At 71.8% G+C, this 19,323-nt stretch carries 16 protein-coding genes; 11 read left to right on the top strand and 5 right to left on the bottom strand.

The annotated features are described in order from the left end of the window. Window positions 1–108 precede the first annotated feature (108 nt). The 5 genes from HEP81_RS35205 to HEP81_RS35185 all read left to right on the top strand — a co-directional run bounded on the left by HEP81_RS35205 (window position 109) and on the right by HEP81_RS35185 (window position 8,603). Entirely contained in the window at window positions 109–2,100 is a 1,992-nt protein-coding gene (locus HEP81_RS35205; RefSeq protein ID WP_190276065.1) for an alpha-1,4-glucan--maltose-1-phosphate maltosyltransferase, read from the top strand. Then, window positions 2,097–3,815 carry a maltose alpha-D-glucosyltransferase gene (gene treS / locus HEP81_RS35200; RefSeq protein WP_182786469.1) on the top strand — a complete coding sequence of 573 codons (1,719 nt, stop codon included), beginning with the start codon at window positions 2,097–2,099 and terminating at the stop codon, window positions 3,813–3,815. The genes HEP81_RS35205 and treS overlap by 4 nt, the downstream gene beginning before the upstream one ends. A gap of 31 nt (window positions 3,816–3,846) precedes the next feature. Continuing rightward, window positions 3,847–5,211: a maltokinase N-terminal cap-like domain-containing protein gene (locus HEP81_RS35195; RefSeq protein ID WP_037655551.1), complete on the top strand. Its 1,365-nt coding sequence runs from the start codon at window positions 3,847–3,849 to the stop codon at window positions 5,209–5,211. A 4-nt stretch (window positions 5,212–5,215) separates the two neighbouring features. After that, the gene (gene glgB / locus HEP81_RS35190) at window positions 5,216–7,423 is read left to right on the top strand and encodes a 1,4-alpha-glucan branching enzyme (protein WP_037655552.1); all 2,208 of its coding nucleotides are present in this window, start codon (window positions 5,216–5,218) and stop codon (window positions 7,421–7,423) included. Window positions 7,424–7,514: 91 nt separating this feature from the next. Further along, on the top strand, window positions 7,515–8,603 hold the full coding sequence (locus HEP81_RS35185; protein WP_037655553.1) for a glutamate--cysteine ligase 2: 1,089 nt from the start codon (window positions 7,515–7,517) through the stop codon (window positions 8,601–8,603). A gap of 57 nt (window positions 8,604–8,660) precedes the next feature. On the opposite strand, the gene HEP81_RS35180 is transcribed toward HEP81_RS35185, so the two are convergent. Then, complete coding sequence (locus HEP81_RS35180) at window positions 8,661–8,894, bottom strand: DUF6480 family protein (protein WP_037655556.1); 234 nt, start codon at window positions 8,892–8,894, stop codon at window positions 8,661–8,663. 310 nt (window positions 8,895–9,204) lie between these two features. Between HEP81_RS35180 and HEP81_RS35175 the strand changes: the two genes are divergently transcribed. From HEP81_RS35175 to HEP81_RS35165, 3 genes are all read left to right on the top strand, one after another. Next, window positions 9,205–9,639 (top strand): ATP-binding protein, encoded by a 435-nt coding sequence (locus tag HEP81_RS35175; protein WP_037655557.1) that lies wholly within the window; start codon window positions 9,205–9,207, stop codon window positions 9,637–9,639. Between the two features lie 161 nt (window positions 9,640–9,800). Beyond that, window positions 9,801–11,174: an NAD(P)/FAD-dependent oxidoreductase gene (locus HEP81_RS35170; RefSeq protein ID WP_037655559.1), complete on the top strand. Its 1,374-nt coding sequence runs from the start codon at window positions 9,801–9,803 to the stop codon at window positions 11,172–11,174. 180 nt (window positions 11,175–11,354) lie between these two features. Then, window positions 11,355–13,583 carry an FUSC family protein gene (locus HEP81_RS35165; RefSeq protein ID WP_037655872.1) on the top strand — a complete coding sequence of 743 codons (2,229 nt, stop codon included), beginning with the start codon at window positions 11,355–11,357 and terminating at the stop codon, window positions 13,581–13,583. A gap of 73 nt (window positions 13,584–13,656) precedes the next feature. Here HEP81_RS35165 and HEP81_RS35160 read toward each other — a convergent pair whose 3' ends face one another. After that, window positions 13,657–14,496, bottom strand: a complete 840-nt coding sequence (locus HEP81_RS35160; RefSeq protein ID WP_037655560.1) for a SigB/SigF/SigG family RNA polymerase sigma factor — start codon at window positions 14,494–14,496, stop codon at window positions 13,657–13,659. A 285-nt stretch (window positions 14,497–14,781) separates the two neighbouring features. Beyond that, window positions 14,782–15,198, bottom strand: a complete 417-nt coding sequence (locus tag HEP81_RS35155) for an ATP-binding protein (protein WP_037655562.1) — start codon at window positions 15,196–15,198, stop codon at window positions 14,782–14,784. Window positions 15,199–15,322: 124 nt separating this feature from the next. Between HEP81_RS35155 and HEP81_RS35150 the strand changes: the two genes are divergently transcribed. Further along, window positions 15,323–15,580 carry a hypothetical protein gene (locus HEP81_RS35150; RefSeq protein ID WP_037655564.1) on the top strand — a complete coding sequence of 86 codons (258 nt, stop codon included), beginning with the start codon at window positions 15,323–15,325 and terminating at the stop codon, window positions 15,578–15,580. 283 nt (window positions 15,581–15,863) lie between these two features. Next, on the top strand, window positions 15,864–16,319 hold the full coding sequence (locus HEP81_RS35145) for a cyclic nucleotide-binding domain-containing protein (RefSeq protein ID WP_037655566.1): 456 nt from the start codon (window positions 15,864–15,866) through the stop codon (window positions 16,317–16,319). A gap of 30 nt (window positions 16,320–16,349) precedes the next feature. Here HEP81_RS35145 and HEP81_RS35140 read toward each other — a convergent pair whose 3' ends face one another. Further along, complete coding sequence (locus tag HEP81_RS35140; RefSeq protein ID WP_037655569.1) at window positions 16,350–17,648, bottom strand: MFS transporter; 1,299 nt, start codon at window positions 17,646–17,648, stop codon at window positions 16,350–16,352. Window positions 17,649–17,742: 94 nt separating this feature from the next. Beyond that, complete coding sequence (locus tag HEP81_RS35135; RefSeq protein WP_037655571.1) at window positions 17,743–18,363, bottom strand: LysE/ArgO family amino acid transporter; 621 nt, start codon at window positions 18,361–18,363, stop codon at window positions 17,743–17,745. A 69-nt stretch (window positions 18,364–18,432) separates the two neighbouring features. Here HEP81_RS35135 and HEP81_RS35130 point away from each other — a divergent pair, with 69 nt between their 5' ends. Further along, window positions 18,433–19,314, top strand: coding sequence for a LysR family transcriptional regulator ArgP (locus HEP81_RS35130; RefSeq protein ID WP_037655574.1), 882 nt, complete (start codon window positions 18,433–18,435; stop codon window positions 19,312–19,314). Window positions 19,315–19,323 lie beyond the last annotated feature (9 nt).

The raw sequence follows: 19,323 nt of genomic DNA, 5'->3' as shown, positions 1-19,323 counted from the left end.
GCTGGCACCGTACAAGGCGTTCCCTTCGGGGACCGGCACGGGCCGGCCCCGCTCTCGGATCGCGAAGCCGGGCCGGTGCCCGGCTTCGCGCACGGCGGAGGTGATTACATGCGCAGGACTCCGGCCATCGGCCGTGTACCGGTACGTGACGTCCGGCCGGCCGTGGAGTGCGGCAGGCGCCCGGCGAAGGCGGTGACCGGGGAGACCTTCCAGGTCACCGCGACCGTGTTCCGGGAGGGGCACGATGCCGTCGGTGCCAATGTGGTCCTGCGCGATCCCAGGGGCCGGCGCGGCCCCTGGACCCCGATGCGCGAGGTGTCCCCCGGCAGCGATGTGTGGGGCGCCGAGATCACCCCGGACCTGACGGGCCGCTGGACCTTCCGGGTGGAGGCATGGAGTCATCCGCTGGCGACCTGGCGGCACACCGCCTCGGTGAAGGTGCCGGCCGGGATCGACACCGGGCTGGTCCTGGAGGAGGGCGCCGAGCTGTACGAACGCGCCGCCGCCGGAGTGCCCAAGGGTCCGGAGCGCGAACTGGTGGCGGCCGCCGCCCGCGCCCTCGGCGACGACTCCCTCTCGGTCCACGAGCGCTTCCGGCCCGCGCTGTCCCCCCGGGTGCGGGAGGTCCTGGACCGTTATCCGCTGCGGGAGTTGGTGACCGCCTCGGACCCGATGCCGTTGCTCGTGGAGCGGGAGCGGGCCCTGTACGGGTCCTGGTACGAGTTCTTCCCGCGCAGCGAGGGGACCGCGGAGAGGCCGCACGGCACGTTCCGTACGGCGGCGCGGCGGCTGAAGCCGATCGCGGAGATGGGCTTCGACGTCGTCTACCTGCCGCCGATTCACCCGATCGGCAGCACCTTCCGCAAGGGCCCCAACAACACCCTCACCGCCGGTCCCGACGACGTCGGCGTGCCCTGGGCGATCGGCTCCCCCGAGGGCGGCCACGACGCGATCCACCCCGACCTCGGCACCATCGAGGACTTCGACCACTTCGTCGGCGAGGCACGGAAGTTGGGCCTTGAGGTCGCCCTGGACTTCGCCCTTCAGTGCTCTCCTGACCACCCCTGGGTGCACAAGTACCCGGAGTGGTTCCATCACCGCCCCGACGGGACGATCGCCTACGCCGAGAACCCGCCGAAGAAGTACCAGGACATCTTTCCGATCGCCTTCGACGCCGACATGGACGGGCTGATCGCGGAGACGGTCCGGGTGCTGCGGCACTGGATGGACCACGGGGTGCGGATCTTCCGCGTCGACAATCCGCACACCAAGCCGGTGGTGTTCTGGGAGCGGGTCATCGCCGAGATCAACCAGAAGGACCCGGACGTGATCTTCCTGGCGGAGGCCTTCACCCGCCCCGCCATGATGCACACGCTCGCGCAGATCGGCTTCCAGCAGTCGTACACCTACTTCACCTGGCGTGAGACGAAGCAGGAACTCACCGAGTATCTGGGCGAGTTGTCGGGGGAGGCGGCCGCCTATATGCGGCCCAACTTCTTCGCGAACACCCCCGACATCCTGCCCGGCCACCTCCAGCACGGCGGCCGTCCCGCCTTCGAGATCCGCGCCGTGCTCGCGGCCACCCTCTCCCCCGCCTGGGGCATCTACAGCGGCTACGAGCTGTGCGAGAACACGCCACTGCGCCAAGGCGGCGAGGAGTACCGCGACTCCGAGAAGTACCAACTCCGGCTCCGGGACTGGGAGTCGGCCGAGCGTGAGGGCCGTACGATCGCGCCGCTCATCACCCGGCTGAACGCCGTCCGCCGTGCACACCCGGCGCTACAGCGCCTGCGCAACCTCCGCTTCCATCGGACCGACAACGACGCCGTGCTCGCCTACAGCAAGAGCACGGGGCCGGACACGGTCATCGTGGTCGTCAATCTCGACCCGCATCACGCCCAGGAGGCCACGGTCTCGTTGGACATGCCGCAACTCGGCCTGGACTGGGACGCCGAAGTGCCCGTACACGACGAACTGTCGGGCGAGGCGTACCACTGGGGCAGGACCAACTTCGTGCGCCTCACGCCGGGCCGCGCGCCGGCGCATGTGCTCCATGTCCAGCGATCGACGCACCGGAACGGAGGGCCCGCAGCGTCATGACCGTGAACGAACCCGTACTGGACACCTTCGAGGACACCCCTGCCCGGGACCGGGACCCGCGGTGGTTCAAGCGTGCCGTCTTCTACGAGGTCCTGGTCCGCTCCTTCCAGGACAGCAACGGCGACGGCGTCGGCGACCTCAAGGGCCTGACCGCCAAGCTCGACTATCTCCAGTGGCTCGGCGTGGACTGCCTGTGGCTGCCGCCCTTCTTCAAGTCCCCGCTGAGAGACGGCGGTTACGACGTCGCCGACTACACCGCCGTACTGCCGGAGTTCGGTGACCTCGCCGACTTCGTGGAGTTCGTGGACGCGGCCCATCAGCGCGGCATGCGCGTGATCATCGACTTCGTCATGAACCACACCAGCGACCAGCACCCGTGGTTCCAGGAGTCGCGCAAGGACCCCGACGGCCCCTACGGGGACTACTACGTCTGGGCCGACGACGACAAGCAGTACGAGGACGCGCGGATCATCTTCGTGGACACCGAGGCGTCGAACTGGACGTACGACCCCGTGCGGGGCCAGTACTACTTCCACCGCTTCTTCTCGCACCAGCCGGACCTCAACTACGAGAACCCGGCGGTGCAGGAGGAGATCCTGGCCGCCCTGAAGTTCTGGCTGGACCTCGGCATCGACGGCTACCGGCTCGACGCGGTCCCCTACCTCTACGCGCAGGAGGGCACCAACTGCGAGAACCTGCCGGCCACGCACCAGTTCCTGAAGCGGGTGCGCCGGGAGATCGACGCGATGTACCCGGACACGGTGCTGCTGGCCGAGGCCAACCAGTGGCCCGAGGACGTGGTCGACTACTTCGGCGACTACGGACGCGGCGGCGACGAGTGCCACATGGCGTTCCACTTCCCCGTCATGCCGCGCATCTTCATGGCAGTGCGGCGCGAGTCCCGCCACCCGGTCTCCGAGATCCTCGCCAAGACCCCGGCCATCCCGTCCGGTTGCCAGTGGGGGATCTTCCTGCGCAACCACGACGAGCTGACCCTGGAGATGGTCACCGACGAGGAACGCGACTACATGTGGGCGGAGTACGCCAAGGACCCCCGCATGCGCGCCAACATCGGCATCCGCCGCCGCCTCGCGCCGCTGCTCGACAACGACCGCAACCAGATCGAGCTGTTCACCGCCCTGCTGCTGTCCCTGCCCGGCTCGCCGATCCTCTACTACGGCGACGAGATCGGCATGGGCGACAACATCTGGCTCGGCGACCGCGACGCCGTCCGCACCCCCATGCAGTGGACCCCCGACCGCAACGCCGGCTTCTCCACATGCGATCCGGGACGGCTGTACCTGCCCACGATCATGGACCCGGTGTACGGCTACCAGGTCACCAATGTCGAGGCGTCGATGTCCTCGCCGTCCTCGCTGCTGCACTGGACCCGGCGCATGATCGAGATCCGCAAGCAGAACCCCGCCTTCGGACTCGGCTCCTACGACGAACTCCCGTCCTCCAACCCGGCGGTGCTCGCCTTCCTGCGCGAGTACGAGGACGACCTGGTGCTGTGCGTCCACAACTTCTCCCGCTTCGCCCAGCCCACCGAGCTGGACCTGCGGGCCTACGACGGACGCCACCCGGTGGAGCTGATCGGCGGGGTGCGCTTCCCCGCCATCGGTGAACTGCCCTACCTCCTCACCCTCCAGGGCCACGGCTTCTACTGGTTCCGGCTCACCCGAGTCGCATCCCGCATCGGCCGCCGCCGCTGAGCGCACGGCGCCGAGGAAAGGACGCGTCACCATGCCGAAGACCATCACCCTCCGGCCGAGAACCGCGACCGGAGCCGACGGCCCCCTCGCCTCGCTCGGCGGGCTGCTGCGCGAGTGGCTGCCGCGCCAGCGCTGGTTCGCGGGCAAGGACCGGCCCGTGACCGATCTGTCGGTGCTCAGTGTGACCGAGCTGTTCCCCGGGTGTCTGCATCTGCTGGTGCACGCCTCGCACGCGCCGGTGCCCACCCCCGGCGGCACTCCGCCGCCGGGCGACTGCTACCAGCTGCTGCTCGGGGTGCGCGAACAGCTCGCGCCGCGTCTGGAACGGGCGTTCATCGGCCGGGCCACCGCGGGTCCGCTGGCCGGGCTCGCGGTCTACGACGCGCTCTACGACCCGCGCGCGGCGAGCCTGCTCCTGGAGCGGCTGCGCCGGCCGGGCAGCGCGGGCCCGCTGCGCTTCGAGGCGGACCCCACCGCCCCGGTGCCCGGAAGCCTGCCGCCGCGGCTGCTGGACGCCGAGCAGTCCAACACCTCGCTGGTGTACGGCGACGCGTACATCCTCAAGCTCTTCCGCCGCATCCAGCCGGGCGTCAACCCCGATCTGGAGGTCTCGGCGGCGCTCGCCGCGCAGGGCTGCACCCGGGTGCCCGCGCCGGTCGCCTGGTTCACCACCAGCGCACCGCGTCCGGCCACGCTCGGGGTGCTCCAGCCGTTCCTGCCGGACGCCACCGACGGCTGGACGCTGGCGCTGGGCGCGCTCGCCGCGGGCGACGACTTCACCGCCGAGGCCCGTGAGCTGGGCCGCGCCACGGCCGAGGTGCACCTCGCCCTGGCGGAGGCGTTCCCGCCGGCCGGACCCGGCGAGAACGGCCGTACCGCCGACGCCATGTGCGCACGTCTGGAGGCCGCCGCGCACGCCGTGCCGGGGCTCAAGCCCTTCGTGCCCGGGCTGCGGGCCGCGTTCGGGGCGCTCGCCACCTGCGACACCGGGCCGCCCGCCCAGCGCGTCCACGGCGATCTGCACCTCGGGCAGGTACTGCGGGCGGGCCGCGACTGGTTCGTCATCGATTTCGAGGGCGAGCCGTCCCGGCCGCTGGCCGAGCGGCGGATCCCGCAGTCCCCGGTGCGGGACGTGGCCGGGATGCTGCGCTCCTTCGACTACGCGGCCCGGCAGCGCCGCCCCTGGCGACCCGAGTGGGCGCGCCGCTGCCGGGAGGCGTTCTGCGCGGGCTACGCGGCCCGCGCGGGCTGGGATCCACGCAAGAAGCACGCGCTGCTGCGCGCGCACGAGACGGACAGGGCGGTGTACGAGGTGCTGTACGAGGCGAGACACCGGCCGGACTGGCTGCCGGTACCGATGGCGGCGATCAAGCGGCTCGCGGTGTGGGGAGGCTGAGGGCATGGCACTGCGCGACACTTCGCCGCCCGAGTCCGCGGGCCCCGGCCAGGCCGCGGCCACCGCACTGGACCCCGCCGAGCGCGACCGGCTGCTGGCCGGGGCGCACCACGATCCGCACGCCCTGCTGGGCGCCCACCCGGTGCCGGGCGGCACCCTGTTCCGGGCGCTGCGACCGAACGCGCGGGCGGTGAGCGTCCTGGTCGACGGGATGGCCAACCCGCTCGTCTCCGAGGGCGGCGGGCTGTTCGCGGCCGTGCTGCCCTACCCGGAGATCCCGCCGTACACGCTGCTGGTGACGTACGACGAGGAAGAGCGGGAGGTGCACGATCCGTACCGCTTCCTGCCCGCCCTGGGCGAGCTGGACCTGCATCTGATCCGCGAGGGCCGGCACGAGCAGCTGTGGCAGGCGCTCGGCGCCGAGCCGATGACCCATGAGGGCGTGGCCGGCACCCGGTTCACCGTGTGGGCGCCCAACGCCCAAGGGGTGCGGGTGGCCGGGGACTTCACGTACTGGGACGGCACGCAGTACCCGATGCGCTCGCTCGGCGCGTCCGGGGTGTGGGAGCTGTTCCTGCCCGGGATCGGCGAGGGCGACCGCTACAAGTTCGAGATCACCTCCCGCTACGGTCACCGGTTCCTCAAGGCGGACCCGATGGCCAGGCGCACCGAGGTGCCGCCGGACACCGCCTCGGTGGTGACGGTCTCGCACTACGCGTGGGGAGACGAGCAGTGGATGGCGCACCGCGGTGACACCCCGGTGCACGAGGCGCCGTTCTCCGTGTACGAGGTGCATCTCCCCTCCTGGCGCCCCGGATTGACATATCGTCAACTGGCGGACGAACTGCCCGCGTACGTCAAGGAGATGGGCTTCACGCATGTGGAGCTGATGCCGGTGGCCGGGCATCCGTTCAGCGGCTCCTGGGGCTACCAGGTCACCTCGTACTACGCGCCGACCCCCCGGCTCGGTTCGCCGGACGACTTCCGGTACCTGGTGGACTCGCTGCACCGGGCGGGCATCGGCGTGATCATGGACTGGGTGCCGGCGCACTTCCCCAAGGACGACTGGGCGCTGGCCCGGTTCGACGGGGATCCGCTGTACGAGCCCGGGAACGCGACGCGCGCCGAGCACCCCGACTGGGGGACGTACGAGTTCGACTACGGCCGTATCGAGGTGCGCAACTTCCTTGTCGCCAACGCCGTTTACTGGTGCCAGGAGTTCCATGTCGACGGTCTGCGGGTGGACGCCGTCGCCTCCATGCTCTACCTCGACTACTCCCGGGACTCCGGGCAGTGGGAGCCGAATGTGTTCGGCGGGCGCGAGGACCTGGACGCGGTGGCCTTCCTCCAGGAGATGAACGCCACCGTCTACCGGCGCTGCCCGGGTGTGGTGACCATCGCCGAGGAGTCCACCGCCTGGGACGGGGTGACCCGGCCGACCGACAGTGGCGGGCTCGGGTTCGGACTGAAGTGGAACATGGGCTGGATGCACGACTCGCTCCAGTACATCCAGAAGGAGCCCGTGCACCGCAAGTACCACCACAACGAGATGACCTTCTCGATGGTGTACGCCTACAGCGAGAACTACGTGCTGCCCATCTCGCACGACGAGGTGGTGCACGGCAAGCAGGCGCTGGTGTCGAAGATGCCGGGCGACTGGTGGCAGCGGCGGGCCAACCACCGCGCCTATCTGGGCTTCATGTGGGCCCACCCGGGCAAGCAACTCCTCTTCATGGGACAGGAGTTCGCGCAGGGCGCCGAGTGGGCGGAGCAGCAGGGTCCCGAGTGGTGGCTGCTCGCGGACGACTACCACTCCGCCGGTGACCACCGGGGCGTACAGGCACTGGTGCGGGACCTGAACGCGGTGTACCGGGCGACGCCCGCGCTGTGGCAGCGGGACACCGACCCGGGCGGCTTCCGCTGGGTGCTGGGCGACGCGGCGGAGGACAACGTCTTCGCGTTCCTGCGCCACGCGGCCGACGGCACCCCGCTGCTCGCGGTGTCGAACTTCTCGCCCGTGGTCCGCGAGGACTACCGGCTGGCGGTCCCCGCGGAGGTCCCGGCCTGGCGGGAGCTGCTGAACACCGACGACATCGGCTACGGGGGCGGCGGCATCCCGGTCGGCGCCCCGGGGGCGCTGAAACCGGCCGACGGCGGGCTGCGGCTCACACTGCCGCCGCTGGCCACGGTGTTCCTGGGCCCGCTGCGCTGAAGCCGCAGGTGTCGGCGCCCGCCGCAGGGGCAGTCGGGGTTCATACAGAATCCTGGCTGCCCCTGGTCACAGGGCGGAGAGGCGGCATCGAGTGCGCACGGTCGGAGTGGAGGAGGAGCTCCTTCTGGTCGATCCGGACAGCGGCGACCCGAAGGCGCTGGCGGCGCCCGTGCTCGCACGGGCCGACCGGGACGATCCCGGGCAGCAGGTGTTCGAGAAGGAACTGTTCGGGCAGATGCTGGAGTTCGCCACCCATCCGCAGTCGGACATGGCGGACCTCGGCGACGAGATCGTGCGCTGCCGCAAGGAGGCGGCCCGGCACGCCGGGCAGATCGGCTGCGCGGTCGCCGCGCTGGCCACCTCGCCGCTGCCAGTGAGCCCCTCGCTCACCGTGAACGAGCGCTATCAGTGGCTGTCCGAGCGCTATGGCATCGGCACCCGGGACCAGTTGGTCTGCGGCTGCCATGTGCATGTGTCGGTGGAGTCCGACGAGGAGGGCGTGGCGGTCCTGGACCGGCTGCGGCCCTGGCTCCCGGTGCTCACCGCGATCAGCGCCAACTCCCCTTTCTGGCAAGGCCATGACAGCGGCTACGAGAGCTATCGCAGCCGGGTGTGGTCGCGCTGGCCGTCGGCCGGACCGACCGAGCTGTTCGGCTCGCCCGAGCTTTATCACCGGCGGGTGGCGGACATGGTGGGCACCGGGGTGATCCTGGACGAGGCGATGGTGTACTTCGACGCGCGGCTCTCCGCGCGCTATCCGACGGTCGAGGTGCGGGTCTCGGACGTATGTCTGTCCGCGGACACCGCGCTGCTCGTCGCGACCCTGGCCCGGGGCCTGGTGGAGACGGCCGCCCGCGACTGGCGGGCCGGCCGGCCGGCGCCCGACCACAGCGTGAGCCTGCTCCGGCTCGCCTCCTGGCAGGCGGCCCGTTCGGGGCTCGAAGAGAAGCTGCTGGACCCCGTGAGCCTGCGGCCCCGGCCCGCCGCGCGGGTGCTGTACTCACTGCTCGACACGGTCGGGGACGCGCTCGACGCCTGCGGGGACACGGACCGCGCCGAGAAGGGCGTCGAGGATCTGCTCCGGCACGGCAACGGCGCGCGCGAGCAGCGCCGGATCATGGAGGGCGGCGGCACCCTGCGGGACGTCGTCACGGAGTGCGTGCGGCACACACAGGGGTGATCCGTCCGGCCCACCGAGCCGGCTGTCGATGCCGGGCTGTCGATGGGGTCGGGGCGGTCAGTGGATCAGGACCAGGGCGTACACCAGGAAGAACGCGGCGAACAGCACCACGAGGACCAGGATCAGCGCCAGCGGCGCCTTCCCCCAGCCGCGCTGTGTCGCGCCCGGCTCGCGGACCGCGGCCTGGGGCATGCTGCTCTCCGCGGGCGGGGTCTCGCCGGGCGGCACCGAGCCGCCGGGTTCGAGTCCGGTGGTGCTCTCGGGTTCCGGGTCGGGGCTCACATGGCTCATGTCAGGACTCATGTCCCCCGAGTCCCCCGCGGGCGCCCACCTCACCGGTCTTTCCGCGGGCCGCCGAAGCGGGCCGACAGGGCGGTGTGCCGCACCGGGTGTCCCAGGGTCTACGGTGTCCTGCGGAGCCGTTCGCGCCGCGCGACGGGCTGCTCGCAGCCGGTGAGGCCGTGCCAGGAGGCGATCAGTCGGACGGATATCCGGCCCGGCTGTGGGAACCCGCAGCGCAGCGAGAGATCAGCGACGACGACCGTCCTGGCCGCAGGGGCAGCACAGGAGCCCCTCGTGGCCGAGGCCGGGGGATGCGGAGATGACGACGGAGCCGCGTGGGGACGAGACACCGCCTTCGGAGGAGACGTACGAGCGTGAGTTCTCCTTCGCGGGTGAGCTGCGCAACGTCACGGAGGCGCGGCTCGCCGCGGAGGACTTCCTGGGCGCCCTGGCCCGGGTCGCGCCGCCCGGCGAGCACGAGTACTGGGACGACATCCTGCTGGTGGTGACCGAGCTGGCGGCGAACGTCATCCAGTACGCGCCCGGCCCGTTCGACCTGCGGATGCGGCGCACCTTCGACGGGGTGCACGTGACGATGCGCGACTCCAGCACCACCAGGCCGGAGCCCCGGCCCTTCCATCCGCGCACGGGCGGCGGTGGCATCGGCTGGCATCTGGTGCACACGCTGTGCAGCCAGGTCAGTGTGGTGGTGCACGACGAGGGCAAGGACATCCATGTGTTCCTGCCCTGGTGAGGGCCCGCGAGGTGTAACCCGGCGTGAACCGGTTACTCCACCGCGTGCCGCACCCGACTGGCGCAGCGGCCCGGGTCGCGGTGGTATCGGAGTTGGTGCGCAGCGCTCCGGGGTAGGCGAACGGCGTCGAGTCGGACCACCGCCCGGAACCGCGGAAAGGGATGGACACCGTGACACGACCCAGGATTCTGGTGGTCGGCGCAGGCTTCGCCGGAGTCGAGTGCGTCCGCCGTCTGGAGCGGAAACTCGCCCCCGACGAGGCCGACGTCACCCTGGTGACGCCCGTCTCCTACCAGCTCTATCTGCCGCTGCTGCCCCAGGTCGCCTCCGGTGTGCTGACACCGCAGTCGATCGCGCTCTCCTTGCGCCGCAGCAGGCGGTACCGCACCCGGATCCTGCCGGGCGGCGCGATCGGCGTGGACCTGAAAGCCAAGGTCTGTGTCGTACGCACCATCACAGACAAGATCGTCAATGAGCCGTACGACTACATCGTGCTGGCCCCGGGCAGCGTGACCCGCACCTTCGACATCCCGGGCCTGACCGAGCACGCCTTCGGCATGAAGACGCTCGCCGAGGCGGCGTACATCCGCGACCACGTCATCTCCCAGCTGGACCTCGCCGACGCCAGCGACGACCCGGCCGAGCGGGCCGCGCGGCTCCAGTTCGTGGTGGTCGGCGGCGGCTACGCCGGCACCGAGACCGCCGCCTGCCTCCAGCGGCTCACACACGCCGCGGTACGGCGCTATCCGCGTCTGGACCCCGGGCTGATCCGCTGGCATCTGATCGACATCGCGCCCAAGCTGATGCCCGAGCTGGGCGAGAAGCTGGGCCGCAGCGCGCAGGAGATCCTGCGGCGGCGCGGCATCGATGTGTCCCTCGGGGTGTCGATCGAGAAGGCCGGTGCGGAGGAGGTCACCTTCACGGACGGCCGGGTGGTGCCGACGCACACCCTGATCTGGACCGCGGGTGTGGTGGCCAGTCCGCTGATCGCCACGCTGGGCGCGGAGACGGTCCGCGGCCGGCTCGCCGTCGATCCCGAGCTGACCGTGCCGGGGCAGGACGGGGTGTTCGCGCTCGGCGACTCGGCCGCCGTGCCCGATCTCGCCAAGGGCCAGGAGGGCGCGATCTGCCCGCCGACCGCGCAGCACGCCTCGCGCCAGGGCAAGCGGGTCGCCGAGAACGTCATCGCGACCCTGCGCGGCGAGCCCCTCCAGCCGTACCGCCACAAGGATCTGGGCCTGGTCGTGGACCTCGGCGGCAAGGACGCGGTGTCCAAGCCGCTCGGTATCGAGCTGCGCGGGATGGCGGCGCAGGCGGTGGCCCGCGGCTACCACTGGTCGGCGCTGCGCACGGGCGTGGCCAAGGCCCGGGTGATGACCAACTGGACGCTGAACGCGCTGGCCGGGGACGACTTCGTACGCACCGGTTTCCAGGCCCGCAAGCCCGCCCGGCTGAAGGACTTCGAGTTCACGGACTCGTATCTGACGCCGGAGCAGGTACGGGCCCGCGCGGAGGGCGGCGTCAACAGCCCCTGACGTGACCCGGATCACCGAGGGCCGCCGATCAGTGCACATGTGATCGGCGGCCTTGGCCGAGGGCGGATGGATAGACCGGACTCACGTGCGATGCTGGAGCAAAGATCGATTTCTGGCACGGGTGCACGGACGGGAGAGCGCGGCGGCGTGAGGGCAGCGGGACGGTCGGGGCGGGTAAGGATATGGGACCGGGTCGCGGCATGGGATCCCGGACTGCTCAGGCTCACCGCGGGGCTGCGCACGGTCGTCTCGATCGCGCTGACCCTCGCCGTGCTCGCCGCGCTGGGCGCCCCGGTGCCCCTGCTGGTCGCCGGGGCGATCGCGGCGATGGTCGCGACGTTCGCGATCCGCGAGAAGCAACGCCACCAGCAGGCCCTCACCCTCGCCATCGGCCTGCCGGTGGCGCTCGTCTCGGTCACCCTGGGGACCCTGCTGAGCCAGTACGTCGTCGCGGGTGACCTGTTCTTCGTCGCGCTCATGTTCAGCGCGGTCTACAGCCGGCGGTTCGGGGACCGCGGCCACGCACTCGGGCTGATCGGCTTCCAGACGTACTTCCTCTCCCTGTTCGTACACGCGACCCCGGCCCTGCTGCCGAAGCTGTACGGCGTCGTTGCGGTCGCGTTCGGCTGTGCCGCCCTGGCCCGGTTCGTGCTGCTGCCGCAGACGCCGGCGGGCACCCTGGACCGGCTGCGGCAGGCGTTCCGGGCCCGGCTCGCGCAGCTGATCGACACCCAGATCGAGCTGCTGGACGCGGGGCCCGAGGACGTGGAGAAGGTGCTGGAGGAGCTGCGCACCGGCACCGCGCGCCTGCACGAGACGGCGCTTTTGATCCAGGGCCGGCTGGAGGACGGCACCTCCGACGAGGCGGTGGCCCGGCTGCTCCAGCGCCGGATCGCGGACGCGGAGGTCGCCGCCGAGCGGCTCGGACTGCTGCTGCTCACGGCGCGCAGTGCCGAGCGCACCGACACCCTCACCCTGCATCTGCCGGGTGCCCCGCTGCCCTCGGGCGGCGAGCTGCCGGTGCGCGACGAGGCCAGGGCCGAACTGCGCCGGGACCTCAAGGCGCTGCGGCTGCTGGCGCTGCGCCCGGCGGGCGAGGCCGCGGGCACCGCGCTCGCGCATGTGCGCAACCGGCTGCTCGGCTATCGCGAGGAGGAGAACCTGCCGCAGGCCGCCCCGGCCGTGCAGGACGTCTTCCGCGGTCTCGGTGAGACGGCGCGCGCCGCGCTGGGCCTGCGGCTCGCGCTCGACGGGCCGCAGGACGAGTCCGAGGACTCCCCCGCCACCGCCCGCTCGCGCGAGGAGCTGGACGCGGAGGACGCCGCGATCGAGGTCAGCGAGGAGACCGAGCCCAAGGACACGGAGCCGGGCGGGCTGCGCCGGCCCACCACCCGGGCCGCCGTGCAGATCGCCGTCGGCTCCTCGCTGGCCATCCTCGGCGGCGAGCTGCTGTCCAGCCAGCGCTGGTACTGGGCGGTGCTGACCTGCTGGATCGTGTTCATCAACACCGCGTCCACCGGGGAGATCCTGGTCAAGGGCTACCGGCGGCTCCTCGGCACGGTGCTCGGTGTGATCGCCGGTATCGGGCTCGCCGGTCTGGTGGGACACCACACCTGGACGGCGTTCGCGCTGGTGCTGCTGCTGGTGTTCGCGATGTTCTACACCGCGCCGCTGTCGTACACGCTGATGTCGTTCTTCGTGACGGCCGCGCTGGGACTGCTGTACACGCTGCTCAACACGTACACCGCGGCCGTGCTGGTGCTGCGGATCGAGGAGACGGCGCTGGGCGCGGCCTGCGGGGTGATCGCGGCCGCGGTGGTGCTGCCGATCCACACCGACCGCCGTACGAACGAGCTGCTGGTCACGGTTCTCGACCGCCTCGCCGAGGTCACCCGGGCAGCGGTCGACCAGCTCAGCGGCGGCTTCGGCGGCGATCTGGTGGAGCGGGCGCGGGAGTTGGACCAGGCGCTGGCCGATCTGCGCTCCGCCACCCAGCCGCTGACGCATCCCATCACCCCGATGCGGGCCCGCCGCAACACCGCCCGCTATGTGGTGGCGCTGCTGGAGACCTGCGCGTACCACGGGCGGTCCCTCGCGGCGACGGCGGAGCTGCTGCCCACGCACCCCTCGATCGCGGCGGATCCCCGGCTGCGCGGGGCGGGCGCGCGGATCGTGCGGAACATCGAGACGATCGCCGCGCACGTGGCGGACCCGCGCGCGGAGGGGGAGATCGAGACCGGCCCCAGCATCGCCTCGATGCTGGAGCCGGGAACCCTGCGCACCCCGCGCTACGGCCGGGTCACCGACCGGGTGCTGCGGCATCTGCAACGTCTCGACGAGGCGGTCTCGGGTCTCGCCCGCCCGCTCGGGCTGCGGCCGGAGGCAGCGCCGGCGAAGAAGCAGCGGTGAGGGGTCGGCCGGCGGACGTGGACGCCGCGGACGCCGACGCGGTGGACGATGGCCCGGCGGACGCGGCGAGCGTTCACGCGGCGCCGCCGGGGCGGCGGCCCACCGCCTCGTCGCGGACGCGGGCGCAGCTGCGGCTGATCAGCCGGGAGACATGCATCTGGGAGATGCCCAGCTGATCGGCGATGCGGCTCTGCGTCATGTCCTCGAAGAAGCGCATGTAGAGGATGGCCCGTTCGCGCTCGGGCAGCCGCCGCAGGCCCTCCTTCGCGGCCTCCCGGTCGACCACGACGTCGTACGAGGTGTCGGCGGCGCCGAGGGTGTCGGCGAGGCTGTAGCCGTCGTCGCCGCTGGCCAGTTCGGCGTCCAGCGACAGCGTGCTGAAGCTCTCCAGCGCCTCCAGGCCCGCGGCGACCTCCTCCTCGGTGAGCCCCGTGTGGGCGGCGAGGGCGGCGTTGGTGGGTTCGGCGCTGCCCGGGTTCTGGGTCAGCTCGCGGCGGGCCACGCGCACCCGGTTGCGCAGTTCCTGTACCCGGCGGGGCACCCGCAGCGCCCACATCCGGTCCCGGAAGTGGCGCTTGACCTCGCCGGTGATGGTCGGCACGGCGTAGCTCTCGAACGCGCCGCGCGAGGGGTCGTAGCGGTCGACGGCCTTCACCAGACCCAGCGCCGCCACCTGGCGCAGATCCTCCACGGACTCGCCACGGTCGCGGAACCGGCCGGCGATGCGGTGCGCCATGGGAAGCCAGGCGGCGACCAGTTCATCGCGTACGGAATCGCGCTCGGGACCCTCGTCCAGTTCCGCGAGCCGGGTGAACATTTCCGCGGTCTCCGGGGCGTCGTCGTGGCTCCGGCGCGAGGTCTGGGTGGCGGGGTCGGGGGTGCCGGAACGGCCTGTCGACATGTCGGTCAGCATGCGGAATCGCTCCTGAACGTGGTGTCTGGGCGCTGCCGGAAGTGAGATCCCGGTCGAGGCCCGAACGGTGCTTGTCAGGGTTCGCCGCGGGGATGCTGGGGCCCGCCGGAGGGGGCCCCAGCGGTCGATCTACCCGCTGGGCTTGCGCCTCCGGTCCGAAGCACGAGATTCCGTCTGCCCGCCGCCCCGGTGGGCAAACACCCTTGTCGCAAGGAATCCGGTGACCGAGGTGAAAGCCGAGGTCAGAGGGGAACGGAGGCGACAAGTGGGGGATGCTCGGGGGGCTCACGCCAGCGGGACCACCGCCGTGATGCGCTTGCCGCCGCAGGGGAGTTCGCTGACCCGGACATCGCGGGCGAGGTGGCAGACGATCGGCCAGCCCCGGCCGTGGCGCTGGGAGGGGCCGGGCGGGGTCGTCCGCGTGACCGGGAGTTCCGTGCTGCGGTCGCTCACCGAGACCCGGACACCGGCGGAGTCGACGTCGACGTCGAAGCCGGTGATGCCGCCGCCGTGCACGATCGCGTTGGTGGTCAGCTCGGAGGCGACCAGGAGGGCGTCGTCCATGGCCCCGGGGCCGAGCGACTGATGACGGTCCCGGCAGCGTTCGGCGACGACACGTCGTACGGTGCTGCGGGCGTCGGCCGGGCGGCGCGGCGGTCGGCAGTGGGGTTCGTCGATGGATATGGAGTACGTTTCCGGCATCCCTTCCCTCCCTGAAACGGTGCCCAAGTCGCGCTCTCTCCCCTTTCGGCTGACCATCCGCGGCGCCCTCAAACACCGTGTGTACGGAAGTCATCACCGCGCCGGGACGGGGTACCCCTGCCTCATGACCGATGTCGTGGACGCGGACGAACTGCTGCGGCGCATCCGACGGGGCAGGGACCGCGCGGCCGAGGAGCGGACGCGCTGGGCGGACCTCGCACGAGACCTCGCGGCGACCGAGCCGGACGGCGCCCGGGACGCCGCCGCCAGCGCGAGGGCGTACGAGGCCGTGCTGCGGGTGCTGGACGAGATCGTGCGGCCGGGCGCGCGGCCGGTGGAGCACCCGGCGGCGGAGGGGGACGGCGTGAGACGGGTCACCTAGACCAGTGTCCGATTACCAGAACAGACACCGAATGGTTTATCGTTCATCCATACGTAATGGCGGCGTGGGCCTCGGAGCCTGCCCCATCACCCTCAGCGGCCCTGGCTGGCTTCCCCCGTCCAGCCAGGGCTTTTTTCTGCCCGGACGACGGCCGCCCCGAAGAAATCCGCCTCCTTCGAGGTGCCCTGCCCGCCGCCAGCGGCTGAAATGGGGGTACGCGACGTACCCGCCCACAGAAGAGGCACCGCAGCACCCGAATCGTCGCCGGCGAGGAGCCCGCGCCATGACCAAAGCGATAAAACTGCTGACCGCCCTGCCCCAGGCGCAGCGTGAACGCCTGATGGAGCTGGCCAAGGAGGTGTCCTTCGCGGAGGACACCCGCATCTTCGAGGCGGGCGGCACGGCCGACCGGTTCTGGGTGATCCGCTCGGGCGCGGTCCATCTGGACCAGCAGGTCACCTCGCGGCAGCGGGTGACCGTGGCCACGCTCGGCGCGGGCGACCTGCTCGGCTGGTCCTGGCTCTTCCCGCCCTACCAGTGGGACTTCGGCTCGGTGGCCTTCAGCAACGTACGGGCCTACGAGTTCGACGGGCCCTCGGTACTCGCGCTGTGCGTGGAGGACCCGCTGCTCGGGCTCTCCCTGGTGCGCTCGGTGGCCGAGATCCTCGCGCACCGCCTGGAGACCACCCGCGGCAAGCTGATGGACCAGTACGCGCTGGGCCGCCGCAGCCCGCTGTAGAGCGCGCGGCGCGGCGGCCTTCGCACCTCGTCAGATCCGGTAGCGCCGCAGCGCGGGTACCGCCGCCGCAAGGGCCAGCATCAGTACGACGACCAGCACACCGCCGCCCGCCACCGCCGCGCGCGGACCGAACACGGCGCCGGCGGTGCCGTGCAGCACGTCCGCGAGGCGGGGGCCGCCGGCCACCACGACCGTGAAGACGCCCTGCATCCGGCCGCGCATCTCGTCGGTCGCGGCGGACAGCAGGATCGCGCCGCGGAACACCATCGAGACCATGTCGGCGACACCGGCGGCGGCGAGGAAGGCGAGGGCGATCCAGAGGTTGCCGCTGAGCCCGAACCCGGCGATGGCCACGCCCCAGGCGACGACGGCGCCGATGACCATCCAGCCGTGCCGCCCGGCACGGGAGAACGCGCCCGAGAACAGCCCGCCGAGCACCGCGCCGACCGGGATGCCGGCGAACAGCACGCCGAGCGCGAGGCCCGAGCCCCAGGAGTGGTACGTCTGCGCGGCCAGCTGCGGGAACAGGGCGCGGGGCATGCCGAACACCATGGCGACGATGTCGGCGAGGAAGGACAGCAGCAGCACCTTGTGCCGGGATATGTAGCGGAAACCCTCGGCTATCTCGCGCACCCCGGCGCGGCGCGTGGGGGCGTCGCCGAGCGGGGGCAGCGCGGGCAGCCGGAAGACGGCCCATACGGTGACGCACAGCGCGAGCGCGTCGATGAGGTACAGCTCGGGCAGTCCGATGACCGGGATGAGCACACCGGCGAGCAGCGGCCCCGCCACCAGGCCGGTCTGCATCACGGTGGAGCTGAGCGCGTTGGCCGCGGGCAGTTCCCCGGCCGGGACCAGCCGGGCGATGGAGGCGTTGCGGGCCGGGGAGTTGAGCCCGAAGAACGCCTGCTGGAGCGCGAGCAGCACCATCAGGACCACGACGGAGTCCAGCTTGCCTGCGGCCTGCACCCAGAACAGCAGCGAGGTGACCGCGATCCCGATGTTGGTCCACAGCAGCAGCTTGCGCCGGTCCACGGTGTCCGCGACCGCGCCGCCCCACAGCGCGAACAGCACCATGGGCACGAGCCCGGCGAGGCTGGCGTAGCCGACCCAGGCGGAGGAGTGCGTGATGTCGTAGATCTGCTTGGGCACGGCGACGGCCGTGAGCTGGCTGCCGACGGAGGTCACGATGGTCGAGGACCACAGGCGCCGGTAGGCGGGGATGCGCAGCGGGCGGGTGTCCATCGCCCAGCGGCGCCAGCCGCGGTGGGGCGGCGGGTCGGCCGCCGGCGCGTCGTCGCCGGTCTCGGTACTGCTCTCGCTGGTGTTCACGGATGTCCTGGTTGCTCGTTACATCTTTTCGATTCGAGAGCCTAACTATCTCATCGCACCGGCGGGGGGGATGTCTCGGTCCGGGAGACCGGTCTCAGCCTCCGAGGAGCAGGGAGACGCCCAGGACGAGCATGGTGAGGGCGACCAGGCCGTCCAGGAGGCGCCAGGCGCCGGGCCGGGCCAGAGGGCGGCTGAGCAGCCGGGCGCCGAAGCCGAGCGCGGTGAACCAGCACAGGCTGGCGAGCGCGGCCCCGAGCCCGAACGTCCAGCGCAGTCGGCCCTGGTCGGCGGCGAGCGAGCCCAGCAGGAAGACGGTGTCCAGGTAGACATGCGGATTGAGCCAGGTCATGGCGAGGCAGGTGAGCACGGCCCGGCGCCGGGATCCGGCCGCCTCCCCCGTCACGGTCAGACCGGTCCCGGTGGGCCGTACGACACGGCGGGCGGCCAGCGCGCCGTAGCAGAGCAGGAAGACACCGCCGACGATGCCGACCGCCCGGACCGCGCCCGGCCAGGCCACCACGACCGCGCCGACGCCGCCCACGCCGAGCGCGATGAGCACCGCGTCGGACAGGGCACAGATACCGACCACGGCGAGTACGGCGTCCCGGCGCACCCCCTGGCGCAGGACGAAGGCGTTCTGGGCGCCGATGGCGACGATCAGGGACAGGCCGGTGCCGAAGCCGGCGACCGCGGCGGTCAGGGCGGTGTGGTTCATGGCTCGAAACTAAGGACATCCGGCCACTCAAGTACAGCTAAAGATTCTTACGTATCCTTAGCGCTTGTGATGGACCTTCCCCTGGATCAGGTGCGGACACTGCTCGCGGTGGTGGACGAGGGCACCTTCGACGCGGCGGCCGCCGCCCTGCATGTGACGCCGTCGGCGGTGAGCCAGCGGGTCAAGGCCCTCGAACAGCGCACCGGGCGGGTGCTGCTCCAGCGCACCAAGCCGGTACGGCCCACGGAGTCGGGCGCGGTGCTGGTGCGCTACGCCCGTCAGCTCGCCCGGCTGGAGCGGGACGCGTGGGGCGAACTGGGGCTCAGCGGCGCCGGGGAGCCGACCCGGGTGTCGGTCGCGGTGAACGCGGACTCGCTGGCGACCTGGTTCCTGCCCGCGCTGAGCCGGGTGCCGGGGCTCTGCTTCGAGCTGCACCGCGAGGACGAGGGGCATACGGCGGTCCTGCTGCGCGAGGGCCTGGTGATGGCGGCGGTGACTTCCTCGCCGGACCCGGTGCCCGGCTGCACGGCGCGGACGCTCGGCCGGATGCGCTATCTCCCGGTCGCGGAACCGGAGTTCGTCCGCACCCGGGTCGCCGGGCGCCCGCTGCCGGAGGCCCTCGCCACGGAGCCCGTGATCGTCTTCGACCGCAAGGACGACTTCCAGGACGGCTATGTCCGCCGGCTGGGTGGCACCTCGGCGGCCCCGCTGCGTCACCATGTGCCCACCTCGGAGGGATTCCTCGACGCCGTCGCCGCGGGCCTCGGCTGGGGCATGGTCCCGGAGGTCCAGGCCCACCCCCTGCTGGCCGACGGCCGGCTGTCCCTCCTCGCACCGGGCGAGTGGATGGACGTCACCCTGTACTGGCAGCAGTGGAAGCTCGACTCCCCGGCGCTGGCCGCGCTGGCCGAGGCGGTGACGGCGACGGCGGCCGGGGCGCTGCGCGGCTGAGACCGAGAG

The organism is Streptomyces griseofuscus (genome assembly GCF_014673495.1).
In the GTDB taxonomy this organism is placed as follows: domain Bacteria; phylum Actinomycetota; class Actinomycetes; order Streptomycetales; family Streptomycetaceae; genus Streptomyces; species Streptomyces murinus.
Note: the sequence above shows the minus strand (reverse complement) of the source record. Positions and strands in the feature narration are given on the sequence as shown.